23 protein-coding genes, 1 tRNA gene, 1 other RNA gene and 2 pseudogenes are annotated in these 24,562 nt (G+C 41.8%); 2 read left to right on the plus strand and 25 right to left on the minus strand.

Annotated elements, in window-relative coordinates:
- Window positions 1-13 precede the first annotated feature (13 nt).
- The 13 genes and pseudogenes from ACVC7Q_RS03425 to dnaG all read right to left on the minus strand — a co-directional run.
- Window positions 14-112 (minus strand): annotated as a pseudogene (locus ACVC7Q_RS03425) (amino acid ABC transporter substrate-binding protein); the annotation flags it as partial.
- Window positions 94-730 (minus strand): annotated as a pseudogene (locus tag ACVC7Q_RS03430) (amino acid ABC transporter permease). The pseudogenes ACVC7Q_RS03425 and ACVC7Q_RS03430, both read right to left, overlap by 19 nt.
- A 100-nt stretch (window positions 731-830) precedes the next feature.
- Window positions 831-1,391 carry a signal peptidase I gene (lepB, locus tag ACVC7Q_RS03435; RefSeq protein WP_447264846.1) on the minus strand — a complete coding sequence of 187 codons (561 nt, stop codon included), beginning with the start codon at window positions 1,389-1,391 and terminating at the stop codon, window positions 831-833.
- 159 nt (window positions 1,392-1,550) lie between these two features.
- Window positions 1,551-3,056 (minus strand): pyruvate kinase, encoded by a 1,506-nt coding sequence (gene pyk / locus ACVC7Q_RS03440; protein ID WP_447264847.1) that lies wholly within the window; start codon window positions 3,054-3,056, stop codon window positions 1,551-1,553.
- 69 nt (window positions 3,057-3,125) lie between these two features.
- Complete coding sequence (pfkA, locus tag ACVC7Q_RS03445; RefSeq protein WP_447264848.1) at window positions 3,126-4,139, minus strand: 6-phosphofructokinase; 1,014 nt, start codon at window positions 4,137-4,139, stop codon at window positions 3,126-3,128.
- Window positions 4,140-4,222: 83 nt separating this feature from the next.
- Window positions 4,223-7,324 (minus strand): DNA polymerase III subunit alpha, encoded by a 3,102-nt coding sequence (locus tag ACVC7Q_RS03450; protein ID WP_447264849.1) that lies wholly within the window; start codon window positions 7,322-7,324, stop codon window positions 4,223-4,225.
- Between the two features lie 95 nt (window positions 7,325-7,419).
- Window positions 7,420-7,507, minus strand: a tRNA-Ser gene (locus tag ACVC7Q_RS03455).
- Between the two features lie 11 nt (window positions 7,508-7,518).
- Window positions 7,519-7,867: a transfer-messenger RNA gene (ssrA, locus tag ACVC7Q_RS03460) on the minus strand.
- 103 nt (window positions 7,868-7,970) lie between these two features.
- A complete protein-coding gene (locus ACVC7Q_RS03465; protein WP_340280446.1) occupies window positions 7,971-8,765 on the minus strand; it encodes a hypothetical protein in 795 nt (264 codons plus the stop codon).
- Between the two features lie 9 nt (window positions 8,766-8,774).
- Window positions 8,775-9,482: an ABC transporter ATP-binding protein gene (locus ACVC7Q_RS03470; protein ID WP_223141196.1), complete on the minus strand. Its 708-nt coding sequence runs from the start codon at window positions 9,480-9,482 to the stop codon at window positions 8,775-8,777.
- 171 nt (window positions 9,483-9,653) lie between these two features.
- Complete coding sequence (locus tag ACVC7Q_RS03475) at window positions 9,654-9,983, minus strand: metal-sulfur cluster assembly factor (RefSeq protein WP_004220168.1); 330 nt, start codon at window positions 9,981-9,983, stop codon at window positions 9,654-9,656.
- Window positions 9,984-10,172: 189 nt separating this feature from the next.
- The gene (rpoD, locus tag ACVC7Q_RS03480) at window positions 10,173-11,282 is read right to left on the minus strand and encodes an RNA polymerase sigma factor RpoD (protein WP_285308018.1); all 1,110 of its coding nucleotides are present in this window, start codon (window positions 11,280-11,282) and stop codon (window positions 10,173-10,175) included.
- A 2-nt stretch (window positions 11,283-11,284) separates the two neighbouring features.
- Window positions 11,285-13,063, minus strand: a complete 1,779-nt coding sequence (dnaG, locus tag ACVC7Q_RS03485) for a DNA primase (protein ID WP_447264850.1) — start codon at window positions 13,061-13,063, stop codon at window positions 11,285-11,287.
- 215 nt (window positions 13,064-13,278) lie between these two features.
- On the opposite strand from dnaG, the gene mscL reads away from it, so the two are divergent.
- Window positions 13,279-13,659, plus strand: a complete 381-nt coding sequence (mscL, locus tag ACVC7Q_RS03490) for a large conductance mechanosensitive channel protein MscL (RefSeq protein ID WP_447264851.1) — start codon at window positions 13,279-13,281, stop codon at window positions 13,657-13,659.
- Between the two features lie 100 nt (window positions 13,660-13,759).
- On the opposite strand, the gene rpsU is transcribed toward mscL, so the two are convergent.
- Complete coding sequence (rpsU, locus tag ACVC7Q_RS03495) at window positions 13,760-13,936, minus strand: 30S ribosomal protein S21 (RefSeq protein WP_000048054.1); 177 nt, start codon at window positions 13,934-13,936, stop codon at window positions 13,760-13,762.
- A 172-nt stretch (window positions 13,937-14,108) separates the two neighbouring features.
- Here rpsU and ACVC7Q_RS03500 point away from each other — a divergent pair, with 172 nt between their 5' ends.
- Entirely contained in the window at window positions 14,109-15,077 is a 969-nt protein-coding gene (locus ACVC7Q_RS03500; RefSeq protein ID WP_447264852.1) for an NAD(P)/FAD-dependent oxidoreductase, read from the plus strand.
- Window positions 15,078-15,099: 22 nt separating this feature from the next.
- On the opposite strand, the gene whiA is transcribed toward ACVC7Q_RS03500, so the two are convergent.
- The 11 genes from whiA to cdaA all read right to left on the minus strand — a co-directional run bounded on the left by whiA (window position 15,100) and on the right by cdaA (window position 24,514).
- Window positions 15,100-16,017, minus strand: coding sequence for a DNA-binding protein WhiA (whiA, locus tag ACVC7Q_RS03505; RefSeq protein ID WP_447264853.1), 918 nt, complete (start codon window positions 16,015-16,017; stop codon window positions 15,100-15,102).
- Complete coding sequence (locus ACVC7Q_RS03510; RefSeq protein WP_347089282.1) at window positions 16,014-16,991, minus strand: YvcK family protein; 978 nt, start codon at window positions 16,989-16,991, stop codon at window positions 16,014-16,016. Before ACVC7Q_RS03510 ends, whiA begins: the two co-directional genes overlap by 4 nt.
- Window positions 16,988-17,878, minus strand: coding sequence for an RNase adapter RapZ (gene rapZ / locus ACVC7Q_RS03515; protein WP_009732574.1), 891 nt, complete (start codon window positions 17,876-17,878; stop codon window positions 16,988-16,990). Before rapZ ends, ACVC7Q_RS03510 begins: the two co-directional genes overlap by 4 nt.
- Before the next feature lie 76 nt (window positions 17,879-17,954).
- The gene (locus tag ACVC7Q_RS03520) at window positions 17,955-18,338 is read right to left on the minus strand and encodes a RidA family protein (protein ID WP_003006514.1); all 384 of its coding nucleotides are present in this window, start codon (window positions 18,336-18,338) and stop codon (window positions 17,955-17,957) included.
- Between the two features lie 18 nt (window positions 18,339-18,356).
- On the minus strand, window positions 18,357-18,521 hold the full coding sequence (locus ACVC7Q_RS03525) for a hypothetical protein (RefSeq protein ID WP_003006512.1): 165 nt from the start codon (window positions 18,519-18,521) through the stop codon (window positions 18,357-18,359).
- A 51-nt stretch (window positions 18,522-18,572) separates the two neighbouring features.
- On the minus strand, window positions 18,573-19,886 hold the full coding sequence (obgE, locus tag ACVC7Q_RS03530; RefSeq protein WP_013903339.1) for a GTPase ObgE: 1,314 nt from the start codon (window positions 19,884-19,886) through the stop codon (window positions 18,573-18,575).
- A 33-nt stretch (window positions 19,887-19,919) separates the two neighbouring features.
- On the minus strand, window positions 19,920-20,051 hold the full coding sequence (locus tag ACVC7Q_RS03535) for a DUF4044 domain-containing protein (protein ID WP_003011566.1): 132 nt from the start codon (window positions 20,049-20,051) through the stop codon (window positions 19,920-19,922).
- Window positions 20,052-20,168: 117 nt separating this feature from the next.
- The gene (locus ACVC7Q_RS03540) at window positions 20,169-21,503 is read right to left on the minus strand and encodes an Ig-like domain-containing protein (protein ID WP_447264854.1); all 1,335 of its coding nucleotides are present in this window, start codon (window positions 21,501-21,503) and stop codon (window positions 20,169-20,171) included.
- Between the two features lie 45 nt (window positions 21,504-21,548).
- Window positions 21,549-22,898, minus strand: coding sequence for a phosphoglucosamine mutase (gene glmM / locus ACVC7Q_RS03545; RefSeq protein WP_447264855.1), 1,350 nt, complete (start codon window positions 22,896-22,898; stop codon window positions 21,549-21,551).
- Between the two features lie 21 nt (window positions 22,899-22,919).
- A complete protein-coding gene (locus ACVC7Q_RS03550; RefSeq protein WP_447264856.1) occupies window positions 22,920-23,669 on the minus strand; it encodes a CdaR family protein in 750 nt (249 codons plus the stop codon).
- Window positions 23,666-24,514 (minus strand): diadenylate cyclase CdaA, encoded by an 849-nt coding sequence (gene cdaA / locus ACVC7Q_RS03555; RefSeq protein ID WP_447264857.1) that lies wholly within the window; start codon window positions 24,512-24,514, stop codon window positions 23,666-23,668. Before cdaA ends, ACVC7Q_RS03550 begins: the two co-directional genes overlap by 4 nt.
- Window positions 24,515-24,562 lie beyond the last annotated feature (48 nt).

Raw genomic sequence — 24,562 nt, forward strand, 5'->3', positions numbered from 1 at the left:
TTTCCTAGCTTTTTTACTTGATGTCATCTGTCGCTACATCCGTTCCGAACCACTTCTTAGAGATCTTTTGGAACTGACCCTTTTGATAGAGTTTTACGAAAGCTTCATCAATTCAACCCGCTTGGCAATGATGGTCACAATCCCAATGAGGATTAAATAAATAGCTCCCGCTAAAAACATAGGTGCTAGACTGGCATCACGATTGGCTGCTGTCCGACTAGCGAGGATCAAATCACTAATTCCCAGAGCATAGACCAAGGAAGTGTCTTTGATCAAGGACATGACTTCATTGAAGACACTTGGAAGAACGATCTTCACCACCTGAGGCAAAATAATGTAGCGAATCGTTTGCCATGAACTCAATTTTAAGACCTTAGCCGCCTCATACTGACCTGTCGGAATGGCCACAATTCCGCCACGAAAGATTTCCGCAAAATAGGCTGCATAATTAAGGGTGAAGGCCATAATAGCCGCAGGCAACCGATCAATCCGAATCCCAATACTTGGAAGGACGTAATAAATAAAGATCAACTGGAGCAATAGAGGGGGTCCCTCGCATGATCCAGATATAAATCGTTAGGAGTCCATGCAGGATCTTTGAGCGCAATTGAAGCAAAAAGGCAACAACGATTCCTAGTGGAATCGATAAAATCAATACGAAAGCAAACACTTGCAAGGTGAGGCTTGCTCCCTTTAACAAACTTGGTAAAATTTCCAAAGCATACTGCATAGCATTCTCCTCCCAAAAAATTATTTAATGAACATCTTACCACAAAAATGGAAAAACAAATAGTTCATTTTGATATTTATAAAAAAAAATAGCCTTTCGGCTATTTTTCTACTTTTATAAATCCAAATTTATTGAGAGGGTAGAGACGTAGATTCACGACTCCTTCGATCTGATTTTTATGGATATAGCCAAACTCACGGCTATCTTCTGTATCTCCACGGTTATCATTTAAAACTAGATAAGTATCGGATGGTACACGACCAGCCTTGGTTCCTTTTAACTCTGATAAGAAGAAATCATCCGTATAATACCCATTACTCGTAGGAGCAGCTAGGTGTTTGTTCAGCATTTTATTCAGGTAAGGTTCTGGTGTTGCTTGTCCATTCAAATAGAGGACATCATCTACATAACTGACTTCATCGTTTTCTTTGGCAATGACACGTCCAAGGTAGTCTTTTCCACCGACCTTGTATAAGACCAAATCACTGCGATCTACCTGAGCATTTCTAGTCGCTACCACAAGATCTCCATTTTTCACAGAAGCATTGGCCATCTTATCATTGATACTAAATGGATGAAATACAAAGATACGAAGCAAAATCAGTGCCAAAACCAGTACACTGACAATGATGACATTTCTAATTAAATCTCTCCTTGGCATGCATGTCTCCCTTCCTTTTTGTTTATTATACCATTTTTTTGATCTTTAAAAAAGAGAAAGTAAGCATTAGTGAGAATTCTTGTTAGCAAACTAAACAAGAAAAACCTCGCGGTCAGTCCTTTCAAACCGACCAGCAAGGCTTTCAGATATAATTGTCTATTAACGTACTGTACGGATACGCATTGTGTTTGTACGAACAGCTTCGCCAAGTGGCACACCTGCAACGATAACGATATCGTCACCAGATTCTACAAGACCTGCTTCAACTGCTTTACGTTCAGCAATTTCAAACATATCATCAGTTGATGATGGAGCTTCAGTTAACATTGGGATAACGCCCCAGTTCAACATCAATCCACGTTCTGTCAATTCGTCAAATGTCAATGCCAAGATATCAGCATTTGGACGATATTTAGAGATCAAACGTGCTGTGTGACCAGTCTTAGTCAAAGTTACAACCAATTTGATGTCCATTGAGTTTGTAGCATCTTTAACTGCTGAAGCCATAACTTCTGTCTTAGAGTTACGTTCAAATGAATCTGAGTTCAAACGTCCGTATTCGTTAAGAAGAGTTTGAGCGTTCTTGTCAATTGTAGCCATTGTTGCAACTGACTCAAGTGGGTATTTACCATTTGCAGATTCACCTGAAAGCATTGTAGCATCGGTTCCATCAATAACAGCGTTAAATACGTCTGATACTTCTGAACGAGTTGCACGTGGCTTTTCAGTCATTGTTTCAAGCATGTTAGTTGCAGTGATAACAACTTTACCAGCAGCATTGACTTTTGTGATAATCATTTTTTGGTAAACTGGAACCATTTCAAATGGTACTTCGATACCCATGTCACCACGAGCAATCATGATACCATCAGCAGCTTCAATGATTTCATCCAAGTTTTCGATACCTTGTTGGTTTTCGATTTTCGCAAATAATTGAACGTGACCATTGCCAGTTTCTTCACAGATTGCACGAACTTCGTTTACGTCTTTTGCAGTACGTACGAATGAGATCGCAATGAAGTTGATACCTTGTTTAAGACCGAAACGAATATCATCGTTATCACGTTCAGCAAGGGCTGGAAAAGGAATCTTCGTATTAGGGATGTTTACACCTTTTTGTTTAGCGATGATACCATCGTTTTCAACTTCAACAACGAATTCACGTTTTGCAGCGTCTTTTTCTACAACGCGAAGACCCAATTTACCATCATCAACCAATACTTGGTGTCCAACTTCAACGTCATCAAAGATATCAAGCGCACCTGCAACGTTCAAAGCAATCACTTCACGAGTTGATTTGATGCCTTGTTTTGTAGCAACGCGGATACGTTCACCAGTCTTGTATGAATATTCTTTAGCTTCGCCTTCGAACAATTCAGTACGGATTTCAGGACCTTTTGTATCAAGAAGGTAACCAACTTTTTTACCAGCGATTTCTTCTGCACGTTTAACAGTCGCCATACGTTCACCTTGTTCTTGGTGGTCACCGTGTGAGAAGTTGAAACGGAAAGTGTTAGCGCCAGCTTCGATCAATTTAGCAATGTTTTGTGCTGAAGCTTCGACGTCAAGTTTTTCAGCCCAGTATCCATCTTCACCGAATTTTTTACCGCCACGGATTTCTACCGCAGGACCTAAAGTTGCAACGATTTTTACACGTTTGTTCATGATATATATGACTCCTTTTTAAATATATCTGTCTTTTTAAGACAAGGTTAACGAATTAATGAAATAACATTAGATTGAAGACAAGCTACGGTTCAACTCGGCAAGACCAAGATCAGCTTTATGTGGATTGTTTACCACAATCTTACCATCTTCTGTCAAGCTAAAGAGGGCTCCTTCTTCTGCTTTACCAAGGATTGGGTTTTCAACCATTTTTTCATTACGGATACCAACGGCTACACCACCGATTCCTTGTTTCAGCAATTTAACAGCGTGTGCTCCCATACGTGAAGCAAGAACACGGTCACGCGCAGTAGGTGAACCACCACGTTGGATGTGGCCAAGCTCAGTCACACGAAGGTCACTTTCATCACCAGCCTCTTTCAAGGCTTTACCGAATTCATCTGCAGACATCACGCCTTCAGCTAAAACGATAATGTTATGGGTACGGCCTTTTGCGTAACCTTCTTTGATGCTCTCAACAACATCTTCGATCTTGAATCCTTCTTCAGGGATGATGATTTCATCTGCACCAGATGCAATCCCTGCCCAAAGAGCGATATCTCCAGCGTTACGTCCCATCACTTCGATAACGAAGGTACGGTGGTGACTAGATGAAGTATCACGGATCTTATCGATCGCGTCCATTGCAGTTGTGACTGCAGTATCAAAACCAATTGTAAAATCAGTTCCGACAATATCGTTGTCGATCGTACCAGGAAGACCAACAGCTGGGAATCCAAGTTCAGTCAAGCGCATCGCACCATGGTAAGAACCATCTCCACCAATAACGACAACACCTTCGATCCCGTGTTTCTTCAATTGCTCGATCCCTTTTAATTGACCTTCGCGTTGTGCGAATTCAGGGTAACGTGCTGAATGAAGGAAAGTCCCACCACGGGAAATAATATCTCCAACAGATGAGGCGTCAAGGGGCTGAATTTTACCAGCAACCATTCCCGCATATCCATCATAGATACCGAAAACTTCCATTCCTTCTGAAATTGCTTGACGAACAACTGCACGGATGGCAGCATTCATACCAGGGGCATCTCCACCACTAGTTAAAACAGCAATACGTTTCATTTCGTTTTTGCTCCTTTTTTTCTTTTACATTCTACGTAATTATAACACAAAGAAGACTAAAATTCTCGTATTTTTCGTAGTTTTTACCGATAAATCGTTTTCATAACGAGATTCTTTAGTTCATCTTCCAATTCTTTGTTTTTCTGAACTGTATAGCCCTTCAATTGAAGAGTTTTTTTCTCATCTTCATAGCGTAATACCACAGGATATGGCCCTGGATATTTTTTCAAGATAGAAAGAATCGTTTGGTCCTGACGATGATCGAGCAACTGAATCCAGAATTTCTCATTAGTCGCTAGTTGAGCCTCTGCTAGAATCATCTGTAAGCGCCCATCACGCTCTTGTATCTTCCCTGTTAAGTAATAAAAGCCACCTTCTTTTATCAAGGAGGAAAATCGATTGTAGGTTTCAGGGAAAAGGGTCACATCTAGTTTTTTCTTGGTATCACTGACTTGTAAGAAAGCCATGAGATCGCCCGACTTGGTTCGAATAGTCCGAATGCTTTGTACCTCAATGAGAATGCGTGCCTGCTCTCCTTGTATGAGTTGAGAAATTGGTTGGATCTCGTAGGGACTCGTTTGCCCAATCGCAACCAATGGGTGGGTACTGAGCCCGATGCCAATAATGGCCTCTTCCTTCTCATATTTTTCAGCCTGACTATAGTCCTCTGCCTCTGTCCAGGAGTAGTTAGAATCCGCAAACAAACTGCCTAGCTCATCTGCAAAGACAAATAAATTCGGCAAATTGTGAAGCACCTTGCGTCTATTCTTCTCAAAGTTATCAAACAACCCTAGTTCTACTAAAGGCGTCAATAGAGGTAATTTATGATACTGATTAGGAAGGCGTAAAATAAAATCTTCGACACTTTCAAAGGGACGATTGTCAATGATCCAATACGCTAAATCTCTTGGGAGTTCCTTGATATTTTTCATTCCCAAGTAAATTTTTCGATCCTGAAACTTATCTCTGTAAGGGATGGTATTGATGGATAATGGCGCGACTTTAAAATCAAACTGGAGAGCATCTGTCAGATAATCGCTGCTCGAATAATTGAGCATGATATCAAAGAAAACATCTGGATAATGGACCTTGAAATAGGCCATCTGAAAGGCCAAGGCAGAATAGGCATAGGCATGGGAACGGTTAAAACCATAGCCTGCGAATTTTTCCATAATCGCAAAGACCTCTTTGGCTTTTTCTTCCGTATGACCAAGTTTAAGAGCACCCGTGACAAAATCGTCTTCCATCTTGTGCATTTCAGTCGCATTTTTTTTGCCCATGGCCCGACGTAAGATATCGGCTTTCCCTAGGCTAAAGCCTGCAAAACGCTGGGCAACCTGCATGACCTGCTCTTGGTAAAGCATGATCCCATAAGTGGGCCGTAAGATTTCTTCAATAGCTGGATCCAGAATGTCAACTTTTTCCTGGCCGTTCTTTCTTTTGACAAAATTATCAATGTAATCACTAGCTCCTGGACGATTGAGAGAGGTGGTCGCTACCACTTCTTCGAAATGATTGGGTCTCACACGTCTCAAAAGGCGGATAGCTCCAGCCTGTTCAAATTGGAAAATCCCCTTGGTATCCCCAGCAGCAAATAAGGCCAAGGTTTCTGGATCTTCTAAATCAATGGCTTCAATCACGATCTCTTCTTGGTACTTTTCATAGACGGCTTCCTTCATTTTTTGAACAAAGGTTAAATTTCGCAGACCCAAAAAGTCCATCTTCAATAGACCATTGGCTTCAACCGCATGAGCATCGTACTGGGTGACAAACATGTCTTCTCCATACTTGAGAGGAATGTGATCCGTCAAATCCTGGTCACTCATCACAACACCCGCCGCATGAATCGAGGTCTGTCTAGGTTGGCCCTCAATTCTTTTGGCAATTTCAAAGCCACGTTCAAATTCTGCTCGACTATGAATCACTTGTCGAAAAGCTAGATTCTGTTCATACGCTGTCGTCAGTGTATCCCTAAAGCCAATCCGCTTGGTAATGGAGGTTAATTCGTACTCTGGTACCCCAAAACGTTTAAAAACATCTCGAATGGCTTGTTTGGCCCCAAAGGTTGAAAAGGTCACGATCTGAGCCGCATGGTAACTCCCATAACGGTCTCTCACATAACGGATAAATTCTGGACGATAGATATCAGGAATATCAATATCAATATCCGGCATGGTGTAGCGCTCCACATTTAAAAAGCGCTCAAACAGGAGGTTCTTCTCCACTGGATCAATCCCTGTAATCTCCAGGGCATAAGCTACCAGTGATCCGACAGCAGACCCACGCCCCATTCCCATATAATATCCCTGACTTCGTCCGAAACGAAGAAGATCCCAGACAATCAAGAAATAATCATCAAAGCCCATTTGGTGAATAATGTCTAATTCATGCTCCAAACGTTCTTGATAGAGCGGACTGGTCAAGTTCTTTCGAAGGAGACCCGCTTGGGCTAATTCTCTCAATTCCTCAACAGCTGGTTTCTGAGGATTGAAGCGAGGCAATTTCAACTGAGTATCAATGTCGTATTGAATCCCTTGGACAAGTTTTTCAAGATTTGTGATGGCTTGAGGAAATCGCTCAGCAAAATCATTCTGTAACTCCTGAGGAGTTTTTAGGACTGTTCTAGAGTCAATTGGTCCTGTTTCTGTCAAGCTTTGATTGTCCTTGATGGCCGCGAGCATCTGCATGGCTTCCATATCTTCCGCCTCAAAAAAACGCACAGTATGAAGAGGGAGCACAGGGTGGCTAAATTCTTGGTCCGGCGTATCGGCAAAAACTCCTATGAAGTAATCTAGACCAAGCGGTATGTCTTCACTAGCAAAAGGCGCTGGGACAATGACCGCTACTCCTTCTGTGAGGTGCTTCACATCTTCCCAATTGTTTTTTCCCATCATTTTGACGGTCGACATCTTCATCAGATTCTGGTAGCCTTTCGTTGACAGGGCCATCATCCGAAACGGAATTGTTTCATTGTCTACTTTTAGTCCAATTTCTAAACCGACCAAAGGGCTGAGGTTGTGGGCCTGACAGGCTTCGATAAATTCATAAGCACCATACAAATTATCTACATCCATGATTCCCAATGCGCCATACCCCATGCTTTTAGCCACTTGGACATAGTCTTTTATGGTCACAAGACTTTCCATAAAGGTATAGACTGATTTGGTATCTAGCTGTGTAATCACTTTTTCTCCTTTCCGCATTGTCTATCTTGGTGCCTCCTTTGGTAACTCCTTTTTGTACAAAAAAACACCACTGCTACACAATGATGTCTCAACAACGGAAGACATGGGATTCGAACCCACGCACGCTATTACACGCCTACCGCGTTTCCAACACGGCCTCTTAAGCCTCTTGAGTAATCTTCCATGAATAAAAAATATGGAGCCGGTGGGAGTCGAACCCACGTCCAAACACCTGCCAGCATATTTGTCTACAACCATAGGTTATGTTTTCTTTTAACAGCTACATGACACATAACTCAAGCCCTGTACCTGCGAGTCTATCAATCTCTTATCTAACTCCTAGACAAAGTTAGATCGTATCTCGCTAAAATTAAGACCTGTCATCAAACACGAGCGATTTGAATCGGGTCACGCCTGCTGGTGTTTAGGCAGCTAAAGCGTAAGAATTATTATTTTTTGCAGTTATATTTAACTGGCGTTTTACATCCGCTAGATGAGTTGCAAAATATACCTCATAATGCCTGTCGAATCCGTAACGACCCCAAAACGAATACATTTAGTATATCAAAATGTAGCTAAAAATGCAAAAGAAAAAAATTGAACAAGAAGGCTTCCGCTGGGAAGCTCCTTGCTCAATTTGCTGTTATTATTGAAGATTCAACTTGTACTTGCTGATGTAGTGAATGGTGAAGTACATAGAAACAATCTTAATAACTTCATAAATGAGACCTGGGATGAAGTTTGGTCCAAAATCATCAATATTTCCATAAACTAATGCATATCCGACAGCATATGAATCTTTTAATGGATTGACTGCTGTACCGATGATACTTAACACAATACACAAGAGAAAGAAAAACAGAATAGCCTTCAATCCACGACGATTTTGGAACAGTTGGCCAAGTGCGATTGATACATAAAATAGTAAGATTCCTGAAGCTGTGGTAAAAATCCACCAGATGATAATCCAATAAGCAATAGAATGACTAAAAGCCTCAGCAATAATACTAAATACAGGAGAGAGGTCTTGTCCAATGACAGCGCCCATCACAAGTATTGTAATAAAACCACTCAAAAATAGAAGGAATAGGCAGTAAAGACTCGCTACTAAAGCTCCCACAAATTTAGACAAGAGAATCGCATGGGGACTTGCTGGAAGGGTCCAAGTCAAATATCCCTCACGTCCGTATAAGTTAGAATAGAAACGACGGATAATAATATAGTAGTTGCTAAGATAAAGACCGATGACTCCTCCAAAAATGAGAATCCCAAGAGTCCCCGTTATGATTTGCATACTATTGGTTTCCATATTCACAAAACCGTTTGTAGCACTTCCACCGATAACACCTGTAATCACTGACAAACCTAGTGCAATCAGGGTGATCAATAAATACCACTTAGCTGTCGATTTAAATTCGTATTTTAATAATTTACCAAACATGGGGTCCTCCTAATAAACACGGAATTGATCACGGAAGATCTCATCGATTGATTTTCCGTGTTGATTGCGCAAAACAGTCGTATTTTCATGCAAGAGGATTCTTCCTTGGTTGATGAAAATCGCTTCGTCCAAAACTTGCTCAATATCCGCAATCAAGTGAGTAGAAATCAAGACAGAAGAGTTTGGACGTCTATTTTGAATAATGGTCCGCAAAATATAATCACGCGCCGCTGGGTCAACCCCACCGATTGGTTCATCAAGAACATACAAGTCAGCTTCACGACTCATCACCAAAATCAATTGCACTTTTTCCTTGTTCCCTTTTGAAAGGCTGTTCAATTTTTGATTTGGATGCAAATGCAAATCGTTGAGCAATTGGTAAGCTCGTTGGACATTAAAATCTGCATAAAAATCTTGGAAATAGCTAATAGCATCACTAATTTTTATATTTTCACTCAGATAAGTCGTATCCGGCAAATAGGAAACAACTTTTTTAGAAGCTGGGGATGGTAATTGACCATGAATATAGATATTTCCAAGGCTTGGTTGCAACAAACCATTAATCAATTTAATGATGGTTGTTTTCCCACTACCATTGGGACCCAAAAGGCCAATAATACGGCCAGGTTGGATGTTCAAACTAACATCCATGAGAGCAACTTCATGCCCATAATTCTTTGTCACATGGTCCAAGTAGACCAAAGGATACTGATTCATGTAAATCTCCTTTATTTTCTATTTATGCTATTATACCCTGTCCCCTTAATGATTGCAACTTTATCTGAAAATTTGCTAAGAATTTGTAAATGCTTGTTCAAAAAAAGGAGTACAAACAAATCAGAGGTTAGGGTTTCCCTAACCTCTGATTTGTTTTGATGAATAGAATTTTTAACTAATTCCAAGTGCAATTCGTGCATAGCGGCTCATTTTTTCTACCGTCCAAGCAGGGTACCAGACCAACTTCACATCCACAGATGTCACTTCTTCTACTTCCGCTAAAACATCATGAATCTGATCTGTCAGCAGATCCGCTAATGGACATCCCATGGTCGTTAAGGTCATATCAATGATGGTTGCTCCAGTTTCACCATCAAAATGGATCTCGTAAACAAGACCTAAATTGACAATGTCAATCCCAAGCTCAGGATCGATTACCTCTTCCAAAGCATTTAAGATTTTATTTTTAATTTCTTCAATTTGCTCAGTTGTATATGCCATATGACACTTCCTTTTTTACTAGTTTACTCTCGCCGGACCTAGATTTTTGCTTCGTTTCTAGGCGACCGTTAAAAATGTCCACTGGACATTCCTCGCTTCCGAATTTCTCGGCTCGGGTTAAAAAGGTCCCTCGGACCTAGGTCGCTTTTTCATTTCTTGGCGACCGTTAAAAATGTCCCCCGGACATTTTTAATCCTCAATAAAATCACGCAATGGTTTGCTTCTGCTTGGGTGGCGAAGTTTGCGGAGGGCTTTGGCTTCGATCTGACGGATCCGTTCACGGGTCACGTTGAAGACTTTACCCACATCTTCCAAGGTCCGCATTTTTCCATCATCCAAACCGAAACGTAAACGAAGGACGTTTTCTTCACGGTCTGTCAGGGTATCGAGGACTTCATCTAATTGTTCACGTAGAACCACACGAGTGGTGTAGTCTACTGGATTTTCAATCACTTCATCTTCGATGAAATCTCCCAAATGGCTATCGTCTTCTTCCCCGATTGGCGTTTCCAAAGAAACAGGCTCTTGGGCAATCTTCAAGATTTCGCGCACCTTATCAGGCGTCATATCCATGCGTTCAGCGATTTGTTCAGGCGTTGGGTCTTGTCCCAATTCTTGCAAGAGATTACGTTGTTCACGAACCAACTTGTTAATGGTTTCTACCATGTGAACAGGGATCCGAATGGTACGGGCTTGGTCTGCAATGGCACGAGTGATAGCCTGACGAATCCACCAAGTAGCATAGGTAGAGAACTTGAACCCTTTGGTATAGTCAAACTTATCAACGGCCTTCATCAAGCCCATATTTCCTTCCTGGATCAAATCCAAAAATTGCATTCCACGACCAACGTAACGTTTCGCAATGGATACAACCAAACGAAGGTTAGCTTCTGCTAGACGTTGTTTGGCTTCCAAATCACCTTGTTCTACTAAGATAGCCAATTCTTGCTCTTCTTCATTGGTCAAAAGAGGAACAACCCCAATTTCTTTCAAGTACATCCGCACTGGGTCGTTGACCTTGGCAGAGTTGCTTCCAAGCAATTCCTCATCTGACAATTCTGGCTCTTCTTCATTGTTCAACACACGCGCACTTGGGTTACCATCTTTATCCGTGATCGAAATTCCTGCATCTTGAATACGTTGCAAAAGATCTTCAATACCGTCGGCATCCAGTGTGAAAGGAATAACCAACTTGTCATTAATTTCATCATCTGTTGCAGTTCCGCTTTGCTTGTGGCTGCGAATAAATTCTGCAATTTGAACGTCCAATGTTGTAATATCTTTTTGTTCTTTAGCCATTCCTACTCCATTCTTCTTTTTTGAGCGATCAAACGCTCGAGTTCCAATAAAGCTGTTTCCGCATCCCCAGTTGAGGAAGCTTCTTTCACTTTATTTCCAATTTGTTGACTTTCTTTGCGAAGGAGCTCACGACTTCTTGTCGCTTCTACTTCTTCGAGTTCACCATCCGCTATCTCTTCTGGTAAATCTTCTTCTAACATGCGATACCAAGCATGCTGGACCCCTTCAGTTTGCTCGGACAAATCCTGCGAACTAACTTCCCCATTTTGACAGAGTAATTGATACAAGATCTGAAGCTCGGGTGTATCAAAGGAAAAATCTGGTCGTAATCGATAATCATTCAGCACCATGGGAAAATCCTTCATCCTACTCAACAGATGATTTTCTGCCTTGATCAAGCGCGTCATCCCACGATTCGGCAAGAGATCTACTGAAAAATTCGACGTTTTTGCGCGCCCACTCGTTTGGGCCTCTTGCCGTTGATGCAAGCGACTATTATTCACAATCTGCTCAATCTGCAAATAATCAAAATCTGGCAATAAATCAGCCAGTTTGTAAATGTAGGTATTTTGCGCAGTAATGGAGCGGGTCTGAGCAATCATCGGTGCCAGCTTCTCGACAAACTCAATCTGTGACTGCAAGTTCTCAATATACTGGGGTTTCCAGTAGTGCATCAAGAATTCAACCTTACTGATCCGCGAATTCTTCAAGAGGGAAGCTAGATCTTCTGGGGAGGTCTTTTTGAGGTACTCATCGGGATCCATCTGATCAGGGATACGGACGATCTCTAACTCCAGATCCTGCAAAACCTCCAAGGCCTTAGCTGTCGCTTCAAGTCCAGCCTTATCCCCATCATAGGTCAGAATCACTTTTTTAGCGAAACGAGACAAGTGCTGGACGTGCTCTGGTGTCAAGGCTGTTCCCATAGAGGCGACTGCATTTTCAATCCCAGCTCGATAAGCCGCAATGACATCCATAAAGCCTTCCATGACATACATTTCATGTTGCTTTTTGGCGCTCGTCTTAGCTTGATCCAAATGATAAAGTTCATAACTCTTATTAAATAGACGGGTACTTCGACTATTCTTGTACTTGGCTTGATGACTCCCATCATCAATCGTTTTCCATAACCTACCAGAAAAAGCAATGACTCGTCCGCTATCATCCGTCAAAGGAAACATAATCCGATCCTGAAAGGCATCAAAAACTGTTCCAGCATCTGAGATTGTGAATAACCCCGAATCGGTAATCACTTTTTCAGAGAACTTCTCAGAGAGATTTCGATAGAGATAATTCCCTTCTGCTGGGGCTAAGCCCAATTGAAAATGTCGGATGACCTCATCCGTCAGTCCACGTTCATGCAAATAATTTCGCGCTTCTTCTCCCATCTTTGTCGTCATCAGAATCGCCTGGTAGAACTTACTGGCTTCCTGATGAATCTCATAAAGTTCTTGGTTGGGATTGATTTGCACTTGTTGACTAGGCCTTGCCTGATACTGAAGCGCAATCCCTGCTTTTTCTGCTACAATCTGGACTGCATCCATAAAGGCAACTCCCCGATAGTCTTCAATAAATTTAAAGACATCTCCCGAGCGACCACATCCGAAACAATGGTAAAACTGCTTGTCTTCAACGACATTAAAAGAAGGAGTCTTTTCACCATGAAAAGGACAGAGCCCTAAAAAATTACGCCCAGCCTTAGTCAAAGAAACAACTTCTCCAATAACTTCAACAATGTTTACACTGTTTTTAATTTCTGCAATCAGCTCTTTATCAACCATAAACAGTGCCTCCATTTTACCATAGATTATCACTTTATATTTTATACTAAAAGTTAGTAAAAGTAAATTTTTTCCTACTGATTTCACACATAAAAGAAAAGATTTTCAACCTTTATCACTAATTTTAAAAAAATGATGCATATTTCTTGTCAGTCGAATATTTTTCCGTTATACTATCATAGTAAAAAATTATTATGAAAGGACATATTTAGGATTTGTTAAAAGATTTGAAAGCTTTTCTCCTTCGTGGGAACGTTGTTGACCTTGCTGTTGCTGTGATTATCGGAGCTGCATTTGGAGCTATCGTTACATCATTTGTAAACGATATCGTTACTCCACTTATTTTGAAGCCAGCTTTGAAAGCTGCTCATGTTGAAAATATTGCACATTTGTCATGGAACGGTGTAGCATACGGTAGCTTCTTGAGCGCTGTTATCAACTTCCTTGTTGTTGGTACTGTTCTTTTCTTCGTAGTGAAAGCTGCTGAAAAAGCTCAAAAACTTGGTAAAAAGGAAGAAGCTGCTGAAGAAGAAGTTGCTGCTCCTACTCAAGAAGAGTTGCTTACTGAAATCCGCGACTTGCTTGCAAACAAATAATTAGATAAAAAGATCCGATCTTCTAGAAGAAGGTCGGCTTTTTTGTCTTCTATTTTTCTAGAGAAACAAAAAACAGACCGAAGTCTGTTCTTGTATTCAATTAGAATTTTTTACGTTTACGAGCTGCTTCTGATTTACGTTTACGTTTTACAGAAGGTTTTTCATAGAATTCACGTTTGCGTGTTTCTTGAAGAGTACCAGCTTTAGTAACCGCGCGTTTGAAACGACGAAGAGCATCGTCAAGAGATTCATTCTTACGTACTACTGTTTTTGACATGTTTTTCACTCCCTTCAAGCCTAAAATCTTAATTATTTTATCACACTTGAAAGATTCTGTCAATATCTTTTATAATTTTTTAGGATCCCCATTCATTTTTGCGCTTTCCAACTTTTTCATTCCTTCCATTTTATGTTACAATGGAAACAAAGAAAACCCTGAAGGAGACACCATGTCAGAAATTTATGATATTACCATCATTGGGGGCGGACCAGTTGGTCTTTTTGCTGCTTTTTATGGTAATTTGCGCCAAGTAAAAGTCAAACTAATTGATTCCCTTCCACAATTGGGAGGGCAACCAGCCATCCTCTATCCAGAAAAAACCATTCTCGATGTCCCTGGATTTACGAATTTAACAGGGGAAGAATTGAGCAACCGCTTGATCGAACAAGTACAAGGATTTGACACTCCAATCTTCCTCAATGAAACTGTTGAAGACATTCAAAAAGAGGGCGATATTTTCACCATCACTACTTCTCGCCAAAAGCATCTGTCAAAAGCAATTGTGATTGCCATGGGCGGTGGAGCCTTTAAGCCACGCACCCTTGACATTGAAGGGGCTGAGGACTTTGACAATGTTCACTACCACGTTTCAAATATCCAACAATACCAAGGACAGCAGGTAACTGTCCTTGGGGGAGGGGACTCTGCGGTAGACTGGGCCCTTGCTTTTGATAAGATTGCTCCGACTACGATCATTCACCGCAGAGATAACTTCCGCGCCCTCGAACACAGTGTAGAGGAATTGAAACATTCTTCAGTGCAGATCAAAACTCCCTTTGTCCCAAGTCGCTTGATTGGAGAAAATGGTCATGCCACTCACCTTGAAATCACAAAAGTCAAATCCGATGAAACAGAACTCATTCCGATTGATCACTTATTCGTCAATTATGGCTTTAAATCTTCTATTGGAAACCTGAAAGAATGGGGGGTAGAATTGCAACGCCATAAAATCAAGGTCAACCAAAAACAAGAAACTAGCCTTCCTGGAATTTATGCTTGTGGAGACTGCTGCTTCTATGAAGGAAAGATCGATCTCATCGCTACAGGTCTGGGGGAAGCTCCAACAGCTGTAAACAATGCCATTAACTACATCTATCCAGATAAGAAAGTCCAACCAACGCACTCAACCAGTTTATAATAAAAAAGGCCTTTGGCCTTTTTTATTTATCTAAATCATCTGCGATTTTATTAATCTTACGCAAGCGGTGATTGACGCCGCTTTTTGAAATAGGTTTTTGCAAACTATCAGCGATCTGCTGGATGGAATAATCTGGATGGTTCATCCGAATATAGGCAACTTCTTGCAAGTCACTTGGTAAACTCCCTAGACCGACCGTATCCACAATTTTACTGATATTATTGATGGTTTTCATACTAGCTGTGACCGTGCGTTGGATATTGGCCATCTCGGCATTATTGGCCCGATTGAGGTCATTGCGCGTCTCTCTCATAACCTTGATGGACTCAAATTCCTGCATGGCTTGCATGGCCTCTACGACAATTAGAAAATCAATAATATCTTCCGCTCGTTGCAAATAGGTTACCACTCCTTTTTTACGCTCGATGGTTTTCGAATCTAGTAAAAATCCTTGCATGAGAAGGGCAATTCCTTCCGCGTGGTCTGTATAAACAGAATGAATTTCCAGCTGGTACTTCCCTTTTTCAGGATCTTTTATCGAACCACTCGACAAAAAAGCTCCTCGAAGATAAGCACGACTGGCTGCTTCATCTTCTAAAACACTAGCATCAATGCCTGTCTCAATCCCAAAGAAGGCATCTGCCAAATGCAAGTCAGCTAAAATTTCTTCCACCTTTTCATCCAAGAATACTGTGTAGACACGATTCTTTTTCAAATTGGTTTTTTGGTGGTGACGAATATCCGACTTAGCTTCATAAAAATGATGCAACAACTCATAGATATGGCGAGCGATCTTGGCATTTTCGGTTGTCACCGAGAGCGTCAAGCCGCCCATTGAAATTCCGAGGCTCCCAGACATCTTGATAATGGCAGCCAATTCACTCTTTTCAAATCGCTTGAGAGACAATAATTCTTCTTTGACACGAACCGTAAAACTCATTTTCTCACCTGCACGATCTGCATCAACTCTTCGACCACTTTTTCACCATCATGAAAGGCTCCTCCATTGACCAGCTTTAAGAAATCGGAAGAAATCACTTGGGGAACTTGCGAGTGCAACCCCTTAAAATCGTGCTCTACCTGCACCAAGTATTCATCAAATTTATTACTGTTCATGTAAGCTGCGGGAACCTGATTAATATTGACAAGGACGGTATCAATGAACTTCTCTCCCAAATGTTTATGGAGCACGGCAACGTGGTCACTATCTGTGAAATGCTCGGTTTCTCCTCTTTGAGTCATGATGTTACAAACATAAGCTACTTGGGCCTTGGTTTCAAGGATGGCTTTCCCAATCTCATCGATCATCAAATTAGGAAGGATCGAGGTAAAGAGCGAACCAGGACCTAAGACGACCATATCACTTTCAAGAATAGCTTCCACCACTTTCTTACTAGCTTTTGGGCGCTCTTGATCAAAGGTATTGGTCACATAAACATGATCAATCATGCCAGTGTAGTTGGCAATGTGGCTTTCTCCTACCACTTCTTTTCCATCTTGAAAAACGGCATGAAGGGTCAAGGGACTATCACTCGACGGATAGATCTTGCCGGTTGTATGAAAGAACTTGGTCAACAACTGCATGGCATTATAGGTCGAGCCTTGCATCTCTGAAATCCCTGCAATGATCAAATTTCCTAAAGGGTGGCCAGCCAAAGGCCCATCATCGTCTGCAAAGCGGTATTGAAAGACCTTCTCATAAAAACGAGGCATATCTGACATGGCAACCAAGACATTTCGCAGGTCACCCGGTGGCGTCAATTTTTGGATGTTCTTCCGCAATTCACCTGAGCTACCGCCATCATCTGCAACAGTTACAATGGCAGTGATCTCGACCGGTTTCTTTCTTAGACTATCGAGAATAACAGAAATCCCTGTCCCTCCTCCAATAACGGTTACTTTAGGTTTTCTCATGAGCGATTCACCGTTTCTTTCCGTCTGTCCTTGTCTCTATGACTGCAATTGACCTGCCAATTTTTTTCTAAATCATGCGCTAAGCGCTCTGCAAAGGCTACTGAACGGTGTTGACCTCCAGTACAGCCCATAGCGATGGTGAGAACGGATTTACCTTCTCGTTTATAAGACGGTAAAATAGGAACGATTAAGTCATGGAGATGACGGTAAAAGTCCTCTGATTCAGGGTGATCCATGACATAATCATAGACAGCTGGATCTTGACCGGTTAAATTCCGAAGTTCCAATTTATAGTAGGGATTTGGAAGAAAACGCACGTCAAAGACGAGGTCAGCATCGATCGGAAGGCCGTATTTGAAACCAAATGACATGACCTCAACCCGAAAATCTGGCTGATTATCTTGACTGGCAAATTGCTCTGCAATCGTTTTTCTCAGATTACGGGGCGTCAATTCAGTCGTGTCCACCACATTTTGACTGATATTTTTCAAAGGAGACAAGAGCTCTCGCTCTAAGGTAATCCCATCTAAAACACGGCCATCTGCCGCTAGTGGGTGGCTACGACGTGTTTCCTTGTATCGTGCTACCAACTCACTGTCAGTAGCATCCAAGAACAAAACCTTGAAATCGAGGTCTTCTTGATTGTCCAATTCATCCAAAATGGTGCGAATTTCATTGAAAAAAGAACGGCTCCGCATGTCCACAACAACGGCTAATTTATTGTTATCCGGGCTATGACGCATGAGCTCAATAAATTTCAGCAAGAGCGCCGGTGGCATATTATCGATGGTAAAGTAACCCAAATCCTCAAACGATTGGATAGCGACGGTCTTGCCAGCACCGCTCATCCCTGTTACCATGACCAGTTGAATCTTACTTTCTGTCATTTTCTCCTCCCAAAATAAAACAGAGTGGCCTACAGTTTCCTGCTTTCCACTCTGTCTTTTTGTCTTTGAATGGTTATTAGGCCTTGATTTCCGCAATAACTTCAATTTCAACCTTCACATCACGTGGCAGGCGTGCTACTTCAACAGCAGATCGAGCTGGAAACTCTGTGGTAAAGACTGTTTTATAGACCTCATTGAAAGGTACAAAGTCATTCATATCACTTAAGAAACAAGTGGTTTTCACCACGTGGTCGAAGTCTGTCCCAGCCTCTTCCAAAATAGCCCCAATGTTCTTTAAGACTTGCTCTGTTTGTTCTTGGATAGTTTCGCCAATGATTTCTCCTGTTTCAGGTGACAAGGGAACTTGTCCGCTTGCAAAGAGAAGATTGCCTACAATTTTCCCTTGAACATAAGGTCCAATTGCTGCAGGTGCTTTATCTGTATGAATTGTTTTTGCCATAGTATTCTCCAAGTCTATTTACTTCTGCTGGTTTTCTTTTGCTAATTTTTCCCTTTGTAGGCGCAACTTGCGCTTTGGATTTAGCGTATTAAATAGTTCTTCTAATTTTTCAGCATTCCAAACATCAGCTGCTGAAACAAAATTTCCATTTTCATCTCGAAAAGATATTGGTTTATCTCCCACCGAAAAAGCCTCATTTCTTATTTGGAATCCTTGATCCGCTCGGGACCACCCTTAATCTACAAACTCAAATTCAAATTTACCGATCCGGACGATATCGCCATCTTTTGCCCCACGTGCACGAAGAGCTTCATCAACACCCATTCCACGCAATTGACGAGCAAATTTCATGACCGCTTCATCCCGATCGAAATTGGTCATATTAAAGAGTTTTTCAAGTTTTTCACCAGACAAGACCCAAGCGGCATCGTCATCACGACTGATGTCAAAGGCTGGCTGGTCTTCATCAAAGCCATAGTAGACTTCTTCTTGGGCCATGTCGTCTTCTGAATACAAGAGGAATTCTGGTGTTTTGTCTAACAATTCTGCCGTTGCATCTAACAAATTGTCTAAACCTTGATGAGCCAAACTAGAGATCGGGAAGATCTGTGGCAGTTCATCAAACTCATCGTAATTAGCTGCCAATTTCTTCTTGAATTCTTTCAAATTTTCTTGGCTTTCCGGCATGTCCATCTTATTCGCCACGATAATCTGAGGACGTTCCATCAAGCGAAGATTATAGGTTTCAAGCTCTTTATTGATTTGAACATAATCTTCATAAGGGTCGCGACCTTCACTGGCTGACATATCGATGACGTGCAAGATAACACGGGTGCGCTCAATGTGACGAAGGAACTGGGTTCCTAATCCGACACCTTGGCTGGCCCCTTCAATCAATCCAGGAAGGTCTGCTACGGCAAAGGATTCACCTGACGGTGTCCGAACCATACCCAAATTTGGAACGATGGTTGTGAAATGATAAGCCCCAATTTTTGGTTTGGCTGAAGTGATAACACTGAGAAGGGTCGATTTCCCAACAGAAGGGAAGCCAACCAAACCAACATCTGCCAAGACCTTCAGTTCTAACTCTAATTCACGTTCCTGACCAGGCTCTCCATTTTCAGAAATCTCTGGTGCTGGATTTTTAGGAGTGGCAAAACGAATATTTCCGCGACCTCCTCGGCCTCCGTGCGCTACAATATACTCTTGTCCATTTTCAACCAAGTCGGTAATGACCTTGCCAGTCTCAGCATCTCGGACGGTCGTTCCTTGGGGAACTCGTACATAGAGATCTTCTGCTCCCCGTCCGTGCATCCCTTTGGTCATTCCTTTTTCCCCATTTTGGGCTTTGAAATGCCGATTATAACGGAAGTCCATCAAGGTGCGCAAGCCTTCGTCTACTACGAAGATGACATTGCCACCACGACCTCCATCACCACCCCAAGGTCCGCCATTAGGGACATATTTTTCACGGCGAAAGGCCACCATGCCATCGCCGCCATTTCCAGCCTTGACCTTAATCTTGGCTGTATCTAAAAACATACTCATAAATAGATGATTTCCTTTATTTCTGCGTGCGTCTTAATAAGAAAGAGCACCAATTGCGGTTGCAAAGATTGCACCAACCGTTACAATCAACATAATCACAATAACCACCATCGTGATCATTTCAAATGGTGTTTTTTTACGTTTTCCGTTATCTCCAAAAGCCACTGCTAATACCTCGATTACTATAAATTCATTAGCCCTATTTTACCACGAAATAGGGGATTTTTCAAATCGAGCCTACACAAAAAGACCAGACAAACGTCTGATCTCTTATGGATAGATTTAGGAATCTTTTCTTACTCGTAAAATACTAACAGAAAGAACCGCCAGTAAGACACCCATGACAAGAACAACCGGTGTCATCTTCTCACCTGTACTTGGAAGAACTTTTTTCTTACCAGGTTTTGGTGCTTCTTCTTCTTTGACAGAAGTTGATGATGAGCTTGATGAAGTACTAGAACTTGACGAAGAGCTAGAACTTGATGAAGACGATGAACTTGATGAAGACGATGAACTTGACGAAGAGCTAGAACTTGACGAAGATCTAGAACTTGATGAAGACGATGAACTTGACGAGGATGTTGTGCTAGGTGTCGGTGGGGTTTGTTCTTTCTCACCTAATCCTTCGCCAGATCCTGATTCTAATCTCACTTCACGGGTTAAACTACGTGGTGCCGGGAAATTAGTTGCTGTCCATGTGAGCGTGTTATGAACAAGATCACCTACTTTTGTACCAGGAGCTACTTTGGTCGAATATTCAATATACATTGGCCAGTTGTAGTTATCTCCAAAATCAATGGTAAAGCCAGTGATTTGACCATCTGCATTCTTTTCCAAGACCGCTTTTTTAGTAAAGTTATCAAGAACTGGAAGACTTAAAATCTGCGCTTCATTCTTAATGCCACCTTCTACAGGAGCAAACCGAACGGCACGCAAGCTACCTTTAACCAATGTTAAACCATCTCCGAACTGGTCTTTAATAACCATTCCACGAAGCATATCTTGGCGGGCATTTAAGATAATTCGCCATTTAATAATGGTTGGATCAGACTTATCTTGGTAGCCATATTTCATCTCATAGTCTCCAGCTTCTCCATCAGTCTTTTCATAATTCAATGAAAAATCTGTATTGCCTAGTTTAAACTGGATTGGGGATGTTTTAGTAACCACTTCGGAGTCTACTTTTACATCAAAATGCAAGGCAACTCGTTTATTAAGTGGATGAGATGCGAAATAATCATTAAAGGTAACGGTCACAGTTTTCTTACCTGTATCAACAACAGCTTTCCCCACAGTTTGACCATTTGATTGACCTTCCTCAAGAACATTGAATTCCAATGCTGTGTAGAGGGTTAATTCTTTTGGTAAGCTAAGTGTTAAAGTATCACCAGCTTGAATGGCTTGCGAATTAGGGAAGGTCAAAGAAATGCTTGCTGACAATTTTTCATTCGTCAACACCTTGCTGCCATTCGTTAAAGGATTGCCATCTTTCGTTAAGCTTGCTGTCTGTGTATAAGACGAGACTTCTGCGGCCTGAATGGTTTTAGTCAAACCAGCTGTGAATAGAATCGTTAGCACTAAGACAAGTGCCCATACAATTTGACGGACCTGTTTCATAATTTCCTCCTCTGCTCGCCCGTTTGCGAGCTATTTTTTATAGATTTAAAGACCAATTTCTGCCTGGACAACTGCAGCAATGGTATCCACATAGTAGTCTACTTCTTCATGAGTTGGTGCTTCTGCCATCACACGAAGGAGGGGTTCGGTTCCACTTGGACGCACAAGGATACGACCATTTCCTGCCATTTCCGCTTCCATTTTTTCAATGATTTCACGAATAGCAGGCACTTCCATCGCCTTGTCTTTCATGCTATTTTCAACCCGGATATTGACAAGCTTTTGTGGGTAAATGGTTACTTCTGCAGCCAATTCAGATAATTTCTTACCGGTTTCTTGCATGATTTTAGTCAATTGAACGCCTGTTAATTGGCCATCCCCAGTCGTGTTGTAATCCATGATCACTACGTGACCGGATTGTTCCCCACCAAGGTTATACCCAGATTTGCGCATTTCTTCGACCACATAACGGTCTCCAACAGCTGTGATTTCTTTTTGAATCCCCTTCGCATCTAATGCCTTGTGGAAACCGAGATTGGACATAACAGTTGTAACGATCGTATTTTTTTCGAGCAAGCCCTTGCTTGAAAGATACGAACCGATGATGTACATGATCTTATCCCCGTCTACGATTTCTCCATTTTCATCCACTGCAATCAAGCGATCACTATCTCCGTCAAAGGCAAGACCAATCGCTGCGCCTACTTCTTTCACTTTCTCTTGCAAGTGCTCTGGGTGAGTAGAGCCAACCCCATCATTGATGTTCAAACCATCTGGGTTTTCACCGATGACGGTCAATTGAGCTCCTAAATCTGCAAAGATTTGACGAGCACTGGTAGAGGCTGCACCATTTGCTGTATCTAAGACCACGTGCATGCCCTCGAGTTGGACTCCTGTCGATACAAGGAATTCTTGATACTTACGCAAGCCTTCCGGATATTCCATGACTGTTCCTAAACCTTGCGCACTTGGACGTGGAAGGATATCTTCAGCGGCATCAAGCAAGGCTTCAATTTCAAGCTCGCGATCATCATCCAATTTGAAACCATCACCACCAAAGAATTTGATTCCATTGTCCAAGGCTGGATTGTGGCTAGCAGAAATCATAACGCCGGCGCTGGCTTTTTCCGTACGAACCAGATAGGCAACACCTGGCGTTGCAATCACACCCAACTTATAAACGCGAATCCCAACTGATAAGAGGCCAGCGATCAAAGCATGCTCCAGCATTTCACCAGAAATACGCGTATCACGTCCAACAAACACCAAAGGTGTTTCTTCTTCATGTTGGCTCAACACATAACCACCGAAACGACCCAACTTAAAGGCTAATTCTGGCGTTAATTCTACATTTGCTTCTCCACGGACACCGTCCGTTCCAAAATATTTACCCATTTTTGATTACCTTTTTACTTTCTAATTACTTGAACTGGAAGAGGTCGACGACGAACTGCTAGAGCTTGACGTAGACGAGCTACTCTTTGTGGTCACTTGAATCCGTGTTTCACTCGGATTAACCAAGCCTGGTAGAATATTTCCTTGAGCATCCACTGCATTTAAGGAAATGGTTCCGCTATAATTTCCACTGATGATCTCACTGGATGGGAAGACTGCTTGGACATGATCAATACGACTTAAGGTTTCTTGATCACTCGTCACTTCCACCTTAGTTTTTTCAAGAGAAATATCCGTTACCGTAATTCCATCCACAATTTGATTATCCGGGATCGTGGCTCTAACTGCAAACGATTTTTTCGCTTTCTTACCGATTTTTACAGAAACTTTCTGAGGTTCTACGGTTGCTGTTAAACCAGCTGGAAGATCTTCTACAATCAACGGAACTTCGACGGTGCCTTCCTTGACCTTACGTAGATCCGCTACCACACGAAACTTCCGAGTTCCCGGTTGCATCTCACTTGCAAGTGCGACCCGGTTTGAACCTTTAAGAAAGACCGTTACCTCTGACGTCAACCCACTGACAAAGTATTTTTTGTCATTATATTTAGCATCAATTGGAATATTGGTCAAGGTATTGGTATAGGTCTCTGAACTCACTTGTCTAGCGCTACTATTATTTTGAAAATTAAAGGAAGACGCATTGATAAATAAGATAAAGGATAATAAGACGGAGGCGAAAACATAAAGAAATTCTTTTTTCGATCTCATTTTGTTACCCTCCCAAATAGACGCTCTTTCCAACTAATCGTTTTATTCTCTTCAGGAACCAAGAAGGCTCTCAATTCCGTCTCAAACTCTTCTAAAGTTAAATCATGACGAAAAGTTCCGTTGTAGGTCATAGAGATGCCACCCGTTTCTTCTGATACCACAAAGGTAAAGGCATCAGAAACTTCAGATAAGCCAATAGCTGCACGGTGACGCGTTCCAAACTCTTTTGAAATCTCAGTGTTTTCCGTCAAGGGCAGGTAGGCACAAGAAACAGCGATTTTGTCATTGCGGACAATGACCGCTCCATCGTGCAAAGGAGTATTAGGAATGAAGATATTAATCAGCAATTCTCCTGAAATATCTGCATCCAGAGGAATACCTGTGGAGATATATTCCTGAAGGGTTCTGGCTCCTTGAATAGCTACCAAGGCACCAATCTTACGTGGGCTCATATAAGCCACTGCCTTAACATAGGCCTGTACCATTTTCTCTTCCTCACTGACTTCACTCGTCGTAAAGAACTCTGTCGCCCGACCCAGACGCTCCAAGCCAATCCGAATCTCAGGGGAGAAAATCACAACCAGGGCGATAACCCCGTAGGTAATCACTTGATTGATCAGCCAAGAAATAGTCGTGAGACCTAAGAAATTGGCCAAAAACTGAACCAAGAAAAAGATAATGACCCCACGAACCAAAATCATGATTTTGGTCCCGACGATGGCCTTGATCAAAAAATACAGCAACCAAGCCACCAGGGCAATATCGATGATATTGATAATAACACTCCACCAATTCGGGAACAAACTGGTCCAAAATTGTGGATTTGAAAACTGTTGAATATTCATATTCTCATACCTACCACTTCTCTAAAAGACATCATCTTATTATAACAC

Source organism: Streptococcus sp. W151 (assembly GCF_053010205.1).

What these genes read in the sequence shown, in the direction of transcription:
- ACVC7Q_RS03465 (WP_340280446.1), bottom strand. Translation starts at nt 8,765, where the DNA reads ATGTTTGGTAAATTATTAAAATACGAATTTAAATCGACAGCTAAGTGG.
- whiA (WP_447264853.1), bottom strand. Translation starts at nt 16,017, where the DNA reads ATGAGTTTTACGGTTCGTGTCAAAGAAGAATTATTGTCTCTCAAGCGA.
- ACVC7Q_RS03500 (WP_447264852.1), top strand. Translation starts at nt 14,109, where the DNA reads ATGTCAGAAATTTATGATATTACCATCATTGGGGGCGGACCAGTTGGT.
- pyk (WP_447264847.1), bottom strand. Translation starts at nt 3,056, where the DNA reads ATGAACAAACGTGTAAAAATCGTTGCAACTTTAGGTCCTGCGGTAGAA.
- rpoD (WP_285308018.1), bottom strand. Translation starts at nt 11,282, where the DNA reads ATGGCTAAAGAACAAAAAGATATTACAACATTGGACGTTCAAATTGCA.
- lepB (WP_447264846.1), bottom strand. Translation starts at nt 1,391, where the DNA reads ATGCCAAGGAGAGATTTAATTAGAAATGTCATCATTGTCAGTGTACTG.
- pfkA (WP_447264848.1), bottom strand. Translation starts at nt 4,139, where the DNA reads ATGAAACGTATTGCTGTTTTAACTAGTGGTGGAGATGCCCCTGGTATG.
- glmM (WP_447264855.1), bottom strand. Translation starts at nt 22,898, where the DNA reads ATGGGTAAATATTTTGGAACGGACGGTGTCCGTGGAGAAGCAAATGTA.
- ACVC7Q_RS03510 (WP_347089282.1), bottom strand. Translation starts at nt 16,991, where the DNA reads ATGAGAAAACCTAAAGTAACCGTTATTGGAGGAGGGACAGGGATTTCT.
- ACVC7Q_RS03475 (WP_004220168.1), bottom strand. Translation starts at nt 9,983, where the DNA reads ATGGCATATACAACTGAGCAAATTGAAGAAATTAAAAATAAAATCTTA.
- dnaG (WP_447264850.1), bottom strand. Translation starts at nt 13,063, where the DNA reads ATGGTTGATAAAGAGCTGATTGCAGAAATTAAAAACAGTGTAAACATT.
- rapZ (WP_009732574.1), bottom strand. Translation starts at nt 17,878, where the DNA reads ATGACAGAAAGTAAGATTCAACTGGTCATGGTAACAGGGATGAGCGGT.
- ACVC7Q_RS03520 (WP_003006514.1), bottom strand. Translation starts at nt 18,338, where the DNA reads ATGGCAAAAACAATTCATACAGATAAAGCACCTGCAGCAATTGGACCT.
- ACVC7Q_RS03550 (WP_447264856.1), bottom strand. Translation starts at nt 23,669, where the DNA reads ATGAGATCGAAAAAAGAATTTCTTTATGTTTTCGCCTCCGTCTTATTA.
- ACVC7Q_RS03470 (WP_223141196.1), bottom strand. Translation starts at nt 9,482, where the DNA reads ATGAATCAGTATCCTTTGGTCTACTTGGACCATGTGACAAAGAATTAT.
- ACVC7Q_RS03540 (WP_447264854.1), bottom strand. Translation starts at nt 21,503, where the DNA reads ATGAAACAGGTCCGTCAAATTGTATGGGCACTTGTCTTAGTGCTAACG.
- cdaA (WP_447264857.1), bottom strand. Translation starts at nt 24,514, where the DNA reads ATGAATATTCAACAGTTTTCAAATCCACAATTTTGGACCAGTTTGTTC.
- obgE (WP_013903339.1), bottom strand. Translation starts at nt 19,886, where the DNA reads ATGAGTATGTTTTTAGATACAGCCAAGATTAAGGTCAAGGCTGGAAAT.
- rpsU (WP_000048054.1), bottom strand. Translation starts at nt 13,936, where the DNA reads ATGTCAAAAACAGTAGTACGTAAGAATGAATCTCTTGACGATGCTCTT.